Genomic DNA, 12,829 nt, shown 5'->3' with positions numbered 1-12,829 from the left:
CTATCAACGTGGTGTAGAAGATAATTGATCTAATGCCAAGTTTAGCTGAAGTACATTCACTCGGGCTTGCCCATATATCCCCCATTGAGCAGGTTGAATATGTTGTTTGACCAGATTAGTAACCTGTTGCTCAGCTAAATGGTGTTGTTCAGCCACACGTTTGACCTGTAATAACGCACTCTCAGGTGAGATATCAGGATCAATCCCACTTCCCGAAGCAGTGATCATCTCATTCGGTACTTGCTCTGCCGTCGTATGATTGTATTGCGCAAACTGGGCTGTTCTTTCATTTATTTGCTGATGTAATTCAGGATTTGAAACAGCCAAATTACTTCCCCCAACCGCAAACGCATCATAGGCAATAGCGCTAGGGCGGGCGTGAAAATAGCGATCACTCACAAAGGACTGTCCAACCAAGCTTGACCCTACAACTTTACCATTCGTAGTAATTAAACTACCATTCGCCTGCGTTGGAAATATGAGCTGTGCAATCGAAACACTCGCACTGCAATACAGCACACCAGCTATCAGGAACCCAACCATAATCAAACCAAGGCTAGGACGTAGTAACGACTGAGACTCAATCATTGATGGAAGTTTTTCTAATGTATTCATTTCACACTCCTAAATCCACAATGAAACAACAAGATCAATCAGCTTGATTGCAATGAATGGAAATACCACCCCACCGACACCATAAATCAGCATATTACGGCGGAGTAATTGCAAAGCACTCGCTGGCTTGAATTGCACCCCTTTGAGTGCAAGTGGAATCAACATTGGAATAATGAGTGCATTAAAGATCAAAGCAGAAATAACGGCACTGCTTGGACTACTCAATTGTAAAATGTTGAGCACTTCAAGTTGAGGGATTGCCACGGCGAACAATGCAGGCAAGATAACGAAGTATTTAGATACATCGTTTGCCAAAGAGAATGTGGTTAACGCACCACGCGTGATCAATTGTTGCTTACCAATTTCAACCACATCTAACAGCTTGGTCGGATCAGAATCCAAGTCCACCATATTGCCAGCTTCTTTAGCGGCTTGCGTACCTGAATTCATTGCTAAACCAATATCGGCTTGCGCCAAAGCAGGTGCATCATTGGTACCATCCCCCACCATGGCCACTAACTTACCAGCAGCTTGCTCTTTACGAATACAGTTCAGCTTATCTTCTGGTTTAGCTTCGGCAATATAGTCGTCAACCCCAGCTTCAGCAGCAATTGCGGCGGCAGTTAAAGGATTATCCCCGGTCACCATAATGGTTTTAATGCCCATCTCACGTAGCAAAGCAAAACGCTCTTTAATCCCAGGCTTGATCACATCAGACAACTCAATCACACCTAGGATCATTTCACGATCAATCACCACCAAAGGTGTTGCACCTTTACGAGCAACTGTTTCGACTACTTGCTTTAACTCAGCTTGAATCGTTTGATTTTGATAAGGTAATTGAATAATTGCATCATAAGATCCCTTACGAATCTGGCGATTTTCTGCCAAGTCCACACCTGAAATACGTGTCTGCGCACTAAAGGGAATAAACTGCATTTCAATCTCAGAAGAATGAACCTGTTCACCTTGTTCTTGTGCCAATTTAACAATCGACTTACCTTCAGGCGTTGGATCAGCTAAAGATGATAATACTGCGGCTTGACGTAAGTTTTGAATCGCAACACCCTTGAGTGGATAAAATGCGGTTGCTTGACGGTCGCCATAGGTAATCGTGCCGGTTTTATCTAACAGCAACACATCAATATCGCCTGCCACCTCAACCGCTTTTCCTGACTTTGCCAATACATTGGCTTTTAATGCGCGATTCATCCCTGCAATCCCAATTGCAGGCAATAATCCTCCAATCGTCGTCGGAATCAAACACACCAACAAAGCAATCAACAACACAAGACTAATCTTGATTCCCACCATTGAACCAATGAACGGTAGTGTTGCAACCACCACCACAAAAGTTATGGTCATAATGTTGAGCAAAATACTCAGTGCTATTTCATTCGGTGTTTTCTGACGATTGGCACCTTCGACCAAAGCAATCATTCGATCTAGAAAGCTATGACCAGCTTCATTACTGACTCGAATAATAATGTGATCAGACAATACCTTCGTTCCTCCGATCACCCCTGAACGATCAGTATCTGCTTCACGGAGTACAGGCGCAGATTCACCAGTTACGGCTGATTCATTAATGGTGGCGAAACCTTGGATAATTTCTCCATCAGCAGGCACAATTTCACCGGCCTTGACCACGACTAAATCATCTTTTTTAAGTAAATTTGCAGATATGACATGTGGAGTCGCATTGAGGTCTGCGATTCGATTTGCAGTTAAATTCTCACGAGCTTGACGCAATGAAGCGGCTTGCCCCCGTCCTTTGGCCTCTGCAACAGCTTCTGCATAATTGGCAAATAACACCGTCACCAATAAAATCAAAGTCAGCAATAGACCAAAGCCTAAACTGGTACTTCCCATTAAAGTTGCAATAACGGTTAAAACAGTCCCCACCCATACACACGCCATCACAGGGTTTTTAAATGCATGTTGCGGCAGCAGTTTATAAAAGGTTTGCTGAATAATTGCTTTATTCAAAATATCCATTTGTGTCGCATTTGAATGATTCATTGAGCTTGCTCCACTAGATGTTTACAGATAAATAATCAGCAATTGGTCCAATCACCAACACTGGCATAAATTGCAATAACGTGAGGATCAATACAATTGCGATCAACGTCAGCGCAAATGTAGGCGACTCAATCTGTAAAGAACCTTTGCTTTCTCCAGCTTGCGGTTTGGTTGCCAAGCTCACGGCGATTAAAACAGGGATGATCAATACGCTATAGCGCCCTGCTAACAATGCGACACTCGCACTGAGATTCCACCACAAGCTGTCATCGCCCAATCCCTCAAAACCAGAACCATTGTTGGCATAAGCAGAGACATACTCATAAAACACTTGGCTGATTCCGTGGAATGCAGGGTTTGAATTGCCTGTCAACGAAGGAAATGCGATTGCAATTGCAGTTAACCCAAGAATCACAACAGGCTGTAATAGGATCACAAATGCTAAAAGTTTAATTTCAGTGACTTCAATTTTTCGCCCAAATAACTCTGGCGAGCGCCCTGTCATTAAGCCTGCAATAAAAACGGCTAAGAACAGATAAATAAAGAACTGTAATAGACCACAACCGATCCCCCCCCAAATCGCATTAATCAACATATTGCATAGCTCAAGCAAACCCGTCAGAGGAGAAGCAGAATCATGCATCATATTGACAGAGCCATTATTTACTTGTGTGGTCAAGCTGCCCCACAACGCGGATGCATCAGCGCCAAAACGGACTTCTTTTCCTTCCATCAATGCTGAGTTTGCAAGCAAAGATGATTTTTCAGTCCACAATGTCAACGAGGCAGAAGCAACTGACATCAATAACATCGTTCCGAAAATCATCCACATCAATTTCCGACGTTGGACAAAGCGCCCGACCATAAACACCACTGATAATGGAATCAATAGGATTGCAATCATTGCAAGAACATTTGAAAGTGGGGTTGGGTTTTCTAAAGGCACACTGCTGTTTGGACCATACCAACCACCACCATTACTCCCTAATTGCTTAATCGCAACCATCGGTGCCACTGGGCCAAGAGGGATACGTTGAGTTTGAACTTCTGCTGATTGATCCAAAACTTGTACAGTCGGGCCAGCAGAAAGCGTTGCTGGAACGCCTTGAAAGGTGAGCAGTAAAGAGAAAATAAATGCTAAAGGAATAAAAAACCGAAATAATGGACGAATAATATCCATCCAAAAATTACCCAGATTAATATTCTTCCATGTCTTTTTCTCAGAGTTTTCTGTTTGACTCGGCTGTAAGAATAATGCTCTTAACATTGCCACTAATAATGCCAATCCCATTAAAGGTGACAAGTATTGCAGCCCCACGATCACTGTCATTTGTGATAAATAAGAAAGCTGTGCTTGTCCAGAATAATGCTGCTGATTGGTATTGGTCAGGAACGAAATCGCAGTATGTAACGCCAAATCCCAATTCATATTTGGAATATGATCAGGATTCAGTGGTAACCAAGCTTGTGTCATTAAAATAGTGACACTGGTCACCAACAATAAAATATTACTCAGAACAAAGGCTGCCAAATATTGGCGCCAATTCATTCCAACTTGTTTTACATTGAGAACAGTATAAATGGGCTGCTCTATCCATTTAAAAAATCGGTCGCTTCGCATCGGTTTTGCTTGCATCACATCGGCGAGATAGCGTCCTAAGGGATACGCTAGAAGCAATGCAAACATAAATACGGAAATAAATTCCCACATAGGTAATGCCATAAAAAATAGTTCGGCATAAGTATGGAAATTGAGTGCGTAAATTCTCTATATTGAAAAAAGACAGATGCGTAAATTTTGCGTAAACTTATTTACTGCACACCTAAACCGTCTGATAGCGCAATTTAAATAACTGTATTGAAAAAATTTCCTATTTATTACAAAAAATCTTTGACCTTAAAAAAAATAATTTTCTTAAAAATGCAAAAAAAAATCCACGCCTCCAAAAAAAATAATTTATATTTTTCATGATTTTATCAATAAAAACACAGATGTATAAAATATATATAGATTATTTTCCGTTCATTTTCATGTAAAAAATCGTACTGAATAGTTCATTTAGAACATTTACTCTTATTTTAATTATGGTATTTTTGTTACATGAAGTTATAGCCAATCACAATAGACAACTGTTTTGTTGTTAATTCATAGCTTCTCAACACTTAAGAATCTTAAAAGTTCAAGGAAAGATTTAAAATGAAATTAAAACACCTTAGCACTGCAATGATCTTAGCAACGTTACCTGCAACTGGAGTTTTTGCAGCGGCGTTAGACCGTTCAGGTCAGTCTATGTCTGCTTTTTTACAGCCAGGCAACTACTTTGAAGCTGGAATTTCAGTTTTGGACCCAACGGTAGAAGGACAAGAAGCTGGTGGTACTCCAACAACACGCAAAATTGACGATATGGCGGGGGATTATTTTTTCCCAAGCGCAGCCTTAAAACTTCAACTTACTGACAAATTTTCATTCGGTTTACTCTACGATCAACCATTTGGCGCTGATGCAAAATACACTGGGGAGAATGTATTTGTATCTGGTCCAAATGATGGTGTTTTGAGTCAAAGTGCTCTCAATAATCTAGCAACTAAATCTATTACCCAATTAGTCGGTGCAGCTGGTGCGGCCTTTGGCCCAGCACTTCAGGCGGTAACAGGTGTTACTGGTGGAGATCCAAGCAATCCAACTCAACTAGAAATTTTGGGTGCATTACAACAAGTTGCTCAGGGCGGTAATACAACCGTCGCAGGTGGTCTTCAGCAACTTCAACAAACCCAAGCTGCTTTAGAAGCGGCAAAAGGCTATCTTGGTTCAAGTACTGGTAACAATAGTACTCAAGTAAAAGTTGATACTCAAAACCTCTCTATGGTCTTTGGATTCCAACCAAATCAGAGCTTTAACTTTTATGCAGGTCCAGTGCTACAAACCGTTAAAGGTAACGTAAACCTCCGTGGTGAAGCGTATAGTGTTTATAATGGTTATGACGCTAGCATCAAAGAAACCACTGGTGTGGGCTGGTTAGCGGGTGCTGCGTATCAAATTCCTGAAATCGCACTTAAAGCTTCGATTACCTACCGTTCAGAAATCGACCATGATGTAAAAATAAAAGAAGATATTTCATTATTAGGTTTTCCACAATTAGCAGGCGTGCTTGGTGGATTGGGTGTTGATGGGTCACAACTTATTTCAGCACTAAATGCTGATAAGAAAACCAAAATCACTACACCACAATCTGTCAACCTTGATTTTCAAACAGGAATCATGGCAAATACCGTTGCATTTGCCAATGTCCGTTGGGTGAACTGGAAAGATTTTTCAATTCAACCTTACAAATTTGGTGAACTCTCTAAAGCATTGGGTGGTGCAGGTTTAGTCGCAGGTAAACCAAATGGTTTTAATCTAGTAGAGTACTCTGAAGATCAATGGTCTGTAAACGCAGGTGTTGGTCGTAAACTCAGCGAGCAATGGGCAGGTAACGTTTCTGTAGGTTGGGATTCTGGCGCAGGCAACCCAATTACGACTTTAGGTCCAACTGATGGTTACTGGAATGTTGGTTTAGGTGTGCAATATAGCCCTACTCCAGCGACCTTTATTGCTGGTGGTGTGAAGTACTTCTGGTTAGGTGATGCTAAAGCTCAAACTGGCGCTCAAGCAGGTACTAATGAATACGTTGCGAAGTTTGAAGACAATAACGCGCTCGCATACGGCTTAAAAATTGGTTACCGTTTCTAATCCATATCAACGAAGTAAGACCGTCACAAGACGGTCTTTTTTTGCTCATAATTTACCGTTAAATAAAAAAATTAGAGTGAATAATCTATAAGTACATATAACTCAACACCTTTCCATGACTTTAGCAGTTCATTTATTGACATTTGTAAAATATTTAGGCTTCCCAAAATTATGTTACTTTCCGCGGCATTCTTGTTATACCGTGATATGAGAGAAAATATCAATGAAGCTGCATGCCATTCAAAAAGCTGTGTTACTCAGTTTACTACCAACGACCTCAGCCTTTGCTGCTGCATTAGATCGTTCAGGTCAGTCAATCGCTGCATTTTTACAGCCTGACAACTATTTTGAAGCGGGTATCACCTTTCTGAGCGCAGATGTTTCAGGAAAAGATACTTCACAAAATAATACAGGGGACATGGCAAACCAGTATTACTCACCAAGTGCCGCATTAAAAATTCAAGCAACTGAGCATTTTTCTATTGGTCTACTCTATGATCATCCTTATGGTGCTGATGCTGAATATCACGGTCAAAACAATTTTGTCGAAAATCGACCAGTACCTTTTAACGGCAGAACATCGGTTACGGTAAGTACCGAAAATTTAAATTTAATCTTTGGTTATCAGCCAACTCGAAACTGGAACGCTTATGCAGGTGCGGTTTATCAAACCTTAGACAGTACTGTGTTATTACGTGGCACTAGCTATAGTGCATACAATGGCTATGACTTTAAAACAGGTAAAGATGAAGCAGTGGGTTGGTTAGCGGGTGTCGCTTATCAAATCCCTGAAATCGCCCTTAAAGCATCCCTAACCTATCGTGCCAAGATTAAGCACGAAATGAATGCTTATGAAAAACATGGCGTAGCAGGTATGACTGGCAATGCTGGTTTTGATGCTATTTTAAATCAAATTAATCATTCAGAAGGTACAACTGAGATTACTACCCCACAGTCAATCAATCTCGATTTACAAACAGGGATCATGGAAAATACCGTTGCCTTTGCTAACATACGTTGGGTGAACTGGAAAGATTTTGCCATTCGCCCATATAAGTTTGGTGAAGCTTCTGTGTTAGCACCAATCATTGCCTCAACAGGTAAAAAAGAGGGTTTCGATCTCGTCGCTTATACCGATGATCAATATTCGGTTACTGCGGGTGTAGGACGTAAATTTAATGATCAATGGGCAGGTAATCTATCTGTCGGTTGGGACTCTGGTGCAGGTAACCCAGTCACCACACTTGGACCAACAGAAGGATATTGGAATGTTGGTGTCGGGGTTCAATATAGCCCTGCTCCAAATTACTTCATTGCTGGTGGGGTGAAATATTTCTGGTTAGGTGATGCCAAAGCACAATCTGGTTCTCAGTTTGATACGCCTAATTATATCGCCGAATTTAACAATAACGATGCGATCGCGTATGGCTTGAAAATTGGCTATAAGTTCTAATTGCGTTTGATAAAATAAAAGGCGCTTTATGCGCCTTTTATTTTATACATTTTTCACACGATGGTGAAAAAACACATATTATTCTGGAATATTACGTTGCGATACAGCGCGAATCGCTTGCTTCAATGCTTCGTAACCATGAAGTGGTGGAAATTGCGGAAACTCAGCAATGACATTGTCTGGTGCATCAAACAAGAAACCATGATCTGCTTCACCAAGCATCGTTGTATCATTATAAGAATCGCCCGCTGCGATCACACGGAAATTCAAACCATGTAATGCTTTGACTGCTTGACGCTTTTGATCAGGTTGACGCAGTTTATACGCGGTAATCATGCCATTTTCATCTGTCTCTAACTTATGACAGAAAATAGTTGGCCAACCGAGTTGTTTCATCAATGGGTGAGCAAACTCATAGAAGGTATCAGACAAAATAATCAGTTGAAAATGAGTACTGACCCATTCAACAAACTCCTTTGCCCCTTCAAAAGGTCCCATATCAGCGATCACAGCCTGAATATCGTTTAAACCCAAACCATGTTGTTTTAAGATATTTAGACGCTGTGTCATCAGCACATCATAGTCTGGAATATCACGCGTGGTCGCTTCGAGTTCTTTAATCCCTGTTTTTTTTGCAAAATTAATCCAGATTTCTGGAACTAAAACCCCTTCAAGATCTAGGCATACGATTTCCATGAATGCGTCCAATGTTGGTTAAAAATTGCTGTATCATACCATTAACATTTTCAATTTTTTGCGCTGTTGTTGAATAAAACGACTTTATTCTGCAAGATTAAAGTTGACGGCAAGCCCTCCGCTTTGCTTAGAATGATTTACAATTATGCCCAAGCCTATCGCCAGGAACATTCATGACTGTTATTCCGACTATTGACCTTGTAGATGCTCTCGCTGCTGACTATGCAGATAAATCGCCACGAGAAATTTTAGAACTTGCGCTCAGCCAAGAAGGTGAAATTGCCATTTCATTTTCAGGCGCTGAAGATGTTGTATTGATTGATATCGCATCTCGTATTGGCAAACCGTTCCGTGTATTTAGTTTAGATACCGGGCGCTTGCATGCCGAGACGTATCAGTTCATCGAAACTGTGCGTAAACATTACAAGATCAATATCGAAATTTGCTTTCCTGAATCAGCAGCAGTCCAGCAACTGGTAGATGAAAAAGGCTTATTTAGCTTTTTTGAAGATGGTCATCAGGAGTGTTGTGGCGTACGTAAAGTACAGCCTTTACGTAAAAAGTTGGCAACTTTAGACGGCTGGATTACAGGTCAGCGTAAGGATCAAAGCCCAACGCGAAGTGACGTTCCAGTGGTTCAAGCCGATGTTGGTTTTTCAGGTGAAGGTAAGCAACTGATTAAATACAATCCACTTGCGAACTGGAGCAGTGCGGATGTATGGAGTTATATCCGTATGATGGAAATTCCATACAACCCATTGCATGAGCGTGGTTTTATTTCGATTGGCTGTGAACCATGTACCCGTGCCGTACTTCCAAATCAGCATGAACGTGAAGGACGCTGGTGGTGGGAAGAAGCCACTCACAAAGAATGTGGCTTGCATGCTGGCAACCTCAAAAAATAATCAATTACAGATTTGGTATAATAAAACCACTGATTCATCAGTGGTTTTATTTTTTATGACTGCCGTGTACAAAGTCATATTTTAACCAGAACAAACCGTATATACTCGACACAACGGTTCAATAATTCTAATAAGAGTTATAGGGTTTGTTGGCACTTCATGGTTGAAATATCAGCAAATCCTACGAGTATCTTATAAAAAATGCGACGAGAGGCTAATCTGCTATGCGCCCATTACACCCAATCGACTTCATTTTTCTTTCATTAGAAAAAAGACAACAGCCTATGCACGTAGGTGGATTGTTTTTATTCGAACTTCCTGAGAATGCTTCGCCGACTTTCGTACATGACTTAGTGGAAGAAATTCGTCAATCAAAAAGCATTCCAGTACCTCCATTTAATAACCAACTCAATGGTTTATTTTGGGGTGAAGACAATGAATTCGACCTAGATCATCATTTCAGCCATATTGCACTACCCAACCCTGGCCGTATTCGCGAATTGCTGGTCTATATTTCACAGCAGCATAGTTCACTGATTGATCGTGCCAAGCCATTATGGACCTGTGACATTATCGAAGGTATTGAAGGCAATCGCTTTGCCATGTACTTCAAAATACACCATGCAATGGTCGATGGCGTTGCGGGTATGCGCTTAATTGAAAAGTCGCTGTCTAAAGATCCAAATGAAAAACACGTTGTGCCGTTATGGTGTGTTGAAGGAACACGCGGTAAACGTTTAAAAGTACCAAAGCCACCGACCGTCAGCAAAATCAAAGGCTTTATAGATGGGATCAAATCTCAGCTTGAAGTCACCCCTAAAGTCATGCAAGAGTTGTCTCAAACAATATTTAAAGAAATGGGGAAAAACCCAGACTACGTTTCAACCTTTCAAGCACCGCCTTCTATTTTAAACCAACGTGTCAGTTCTTCTCGTCGTTTCGCAGCACAATCTTTTGAACTGAATCGCTTGCGCTATATTGCTAAAGTCTTGGGTGTGACCATCAATGATGTAGTACTTACCGTGTGCTCAGGTGCATTGCGTGAGTATTTAATTAGTCAAAATAGTCTGCCGAAAAAACCGCTTATTGCGATGGTTCCTGCTTCTTTGCGCACAGATGATTCAGACGTCAGTAACCGCATTACCATGATTTTGGCAAATCTTGCGACGCACATTGAAAACCCGATTGAACGTTTAGAAATTATTCGTCGTAGCGTACAAAACTCTAAACAACGTTTTAGCCGTATGACTGCAAATGAGATTTTGAACTATAGTGCTGTTGTGTATGGTCCAGCAGGTCTAAATATCGTTTCAGGTATGCTACCTAAACGCCAAGCATTTAACCTTGTGATTTCGAATGTACCGGGTCCACGTGAGCCTTTATATTGGAATGGTGCAAGACTGGATGCGCTGTACCCTGCTTCAATCGTTATGGATGGCCAAGCGCTGAATATTACTTTGACCAGTTATCTCGATAAACTTGAGGTGGGATTGATTGCATGCCGCAATGCATTGCCTAAAATGCAAAATCTACTGACTCATTTAGAAGAAGAAATTCAACGCTTTGAACAAAAGATTCAAGAGTTCGAAAAGCAAAAAGTTGCGAATTAACTTTCAGAAAAAACCAAGGGGCTTTTCATAGCCCCTTATTTTTTAATTGCGCGACACCGTTGTAGCAGTTGATGACAAGCAGAGCGGATCATCGCCGTGGTAATCGGAACTTCTTTACCTTGACTATCGACCATGTAACATGTATTTACAGGGGTGCTGTCCAAAACATGCTTAAAACCGTGACTCACTAATCTTTTACTAACATTCATATTATATACCTCATTATATTTGCTAAGGCACTGAAAAATGCCTATGGCTAATCTTATGGTTCTAGTATTTAAAATTCATGATAGAAAGTAAAATTTCAGTTGTAACAAGGATTAAGCGAAATCTTGTTACAACTTTAGCTTAAAATGATATCGTATTGCTCTTGCGTATATAGATTTTCAACTTGGAATTTTATGACGCGGTTCACAAAATGCTCTAAATCCGCCACGGCTGGGGCTTCTGCTGTTAAGAGCCGATCAATCACCGCTGGGTGCGCAACGACAGTAAAGCCACCCTTGGAGTCAAATGCACGGGCATATCGCATGACCTCTCGAAATATTTCGTAACATACTGTCTCTGCTGTTTTCACATATCCTCGTCCCTGACAGGTTGGGCAGGATTCACAAAGCAAATGTTCCAACGATTCACGCGTACGTTTACGTGTCATTTCCACTAAACCAAGCTCAGAAACTTGAGTAATTTTGGTCTTCGCATGATCACGTTCGAGCATTTTCTCAAACTGACGCATCACCTCTTCACGATGCCCAGCTTCTTGCATATCAATAAAATCAATGATCAGAATGCCACCCAAATTACGCAAGCGGAGTTGCCGACTAATCACTTGCGTGGCTTCCATATTGGTTTTAAAAACCGTATCTTCTAAGCTTCGACCACCCACATAAGAACCTGTATTGACATCGATTGTGGTCATTGCCTCAGTCTGGTCGATCATCAGATAACCACCAGATTTAAGTGCGACGCGTGTTTGCAATGCCTTTTGGATGTCTTCTTCGACGTTATACAAGTCAAATAATGGCTTTTCCCCCGGATAGTGAATCAGGCGGTTTTTGATCATCGGTACAAATTCATCAACAAACTCACTGAGCTTGGCATGAATTTCACGTGAATCGACATAGATTTTAGCGGTTTCACCACTTGCAAGATCACGCACAATTCGCTGTGGAAGTGGCAATTCTTCGAAAATGATTTCAGGGGTCGCAACTTCTTTTTGTTTGCGTTGAATATATTCCCAAAGTTTACTTAGATAATTCATATCTTGGGCGATTGCAGCTTCGTCCACACCCTCTGCTGCCGTACGTACAATCACACTACCGGGAAGAAGATGTTCTTCCTGAATGTGCTCAATGATGCCACGCAGTCGATCTCGTTCTTCCTCAGATTCGATACGCTGGGATACCCCAATATGATTGCCATAAGGCATAAGCACGAGATAACGCGATGGAATAGAAAGATCAGTGCTTAAACGTGCACCTTTGGTCCCCAACATGTCTTTCATGACTTGAACCGTAAGCATTTGCCCCGGATGCAAAAGTTCAAAAACATTTGGGGTCGGCTGTGAACGCGGCCAGACCATATCATTGATATGTAAAAAGGCAGTTCTCGATAAACCGATATCCACAAAAGCCGCCTGCATACCGGGTAATACCCGTACAACTTTACCTTTGTAAATATTACCGACCAACCCACGTTTTACTGTACGTTCAACAAATAGCTCATTGACCGTACCATTTTCGATTAATGCCACACGACATTCCATCGGTGTGACGTTAATTAGCAACTCTTCAGCCAT

Annotated in this window: 10 protein-coding genes; 4 read left to right on the top strand and 6 right to left on the bottom strand. The window is 41.3% G+C overall.

Annotated features, from left to right (window positions below; genetic code table 11):
* Positions 1–3 precede the first annotated feature (3 nt).
* From kdpC to kdpA, 3 genes are read right to left on the bottom strand one after another with little or no spacing between them, the layout of a single operon-like run.
* Entirely contained in the window at positions 4–615 is a 612-nt protein-coding gene (gene kdpC / locus MMO38_RS01240; RefSeq protein ID WP_241322180.1) for a potassium-transporting ATPase subunit KdpC, read from the bottom strand.
* Positions 616–624: 9 nt separating this feature from the next.
* Entirely contained in the window at positions 625–2,637 is a 2,013-nt protein-coding gene (gene kdpB, locus MMO38_RS01235; protein WP_241322178.1) for a potassium-transporting ATPase subunit KdpB, read from the bottom strand.
* 13 nt (positions 2,638–2,650) lie between these two features.
* Positions 2,651–4,348: a potassium-transporting ATPase subunit KdpA gene (gene kdpA, locus MMO38_RS01230; RefSeq protein ID WP_241322177.1), complete on the bottom strand. Its 1,698-nt coding sequence runs from the start codon at positions 4,346–4,348 to the stop codon at positions 2,651–2,653.
* Between the two features lie 486 nt (positions 4,349–4,834).
* Between kdpA and MMO38_RS01225 the strand changes: the two genes are divergently transcribed.
* Together MMO38_RS01225 and MMO38_RS01220 are read left to right on the top strand one after the other, a co-directional pair.
* Complete coding sequence (locus tag MMO38_RS01225) at positions 4,835–6,367, top strand: outer membrane protein transport protein (RefSeq protein ID WP_241322175.1); 1,533 nt, start codon at positions 4,835–4,837, stop codon at positions 6,365–6,367.
* Positions 6,368–6,590: 223 nt separating this feature from the next.
* Positions 6,591–7,820, top strand: a complete 1,230-nt coding sequence (locus tag MMO38_RS01220; protein ID WP_241322173.1) for an outer membrane protein transport protein — start codon at positions 6,591–6,593, stop codon at positions 7,818–7,820.
* 78 nt (positions 7,821–7,898) lie between these two features.
* On the opposite strand, the gene thrH is transcribed toward MMO38_RS01220, so the two are convergent.
* Positions 7,899–8,516, bottom strand: a complete 618-nt coding sequence (gene thrH, locus MMO38_RS01215; protein ID WP_241322172.1) for a bifunctional phosphoserine phosphatase/homoserine phosphotransferase ThrH — start codon at positions 8,514–8,516, stop codon at positions 7,899–7,901.
* A gap of 173 nt (positions 8,517–8,689) precedes the next feature.
* Here thrH and MMO38_RS01210 point away from each other — a divergent pair, with 173 nt between their 5' ends.
* Positions 8,690–9,421, top strand: a complete 732-nt coding sequence (locus tag MMO38_RS01210; RefSeq protein ID WP_241322170.1) for a phosphoadenylyl-sulfate reductase — start codon at positions 8,690–8,692, stop codon at positions 9,419–9,421.
* Between the two features lie 224 nt (positions 9,422–9,645).
* The gene (locus MMO38_RS01205) at positions 9,646–11,031 is read left to right on the top strand and encodes a wax ester/triacylglycerol synthase family O-acyltransferase (protein ID WP_004669349.1); all 1,386 of its coding nucleotides are present in this window, start codon (positions 9,646–9,648) and stop codon (positions 11,029–11,031) included.
* A gap of 35 nt (positions 11,032–11,066) precedes the next feature.
* On the opposite strand, the gene MMO38_RS01200 is transcribed toward MMO38_RS01205, so the two are convergent.
* Together MMO38_RS01200 and rng are read right to left on the bottom strand one after the other, a co-directional pair.
* Positions 11,067–11,240, bottom strand: a complete 174-nt coding sequence (locus tag MMO38_RS01200) for a PA1571 family protein (protein ID WP_004669351.1) — start codon at positions 11,238–11,240, stop codon at positions 11,067–11,069.
* A 134-nt stretch (positions 11,241–11,374) separates the two neighbouring features.
* The gene (gene rng, locus MMO38_RS01195) at positions 11,375–12,829 is read right to left on the bottom strand and encodes a ribonuclease G (protein WP_004669353.1); all 1,455 of its coding nucleotides are present in this window, start codon (positions 12,827–12,829) and stop codon (positions 11,375–11,377) included.

The organism is Acinetobacter sp. NIPH 1852, assembly GCF_022549455.1.
In the GTDB taxonomy this organism is placed as follows: Bacteria; Pseudomonadota; Gammaproteobacteria; order Pseudomonadales; family Moraxellaceae; genus Acinetobacter.
Note: the sequence above shows the minus strand (reverse complement) of the source record. Positions and strands in the feature narration are given on the sequence as shown.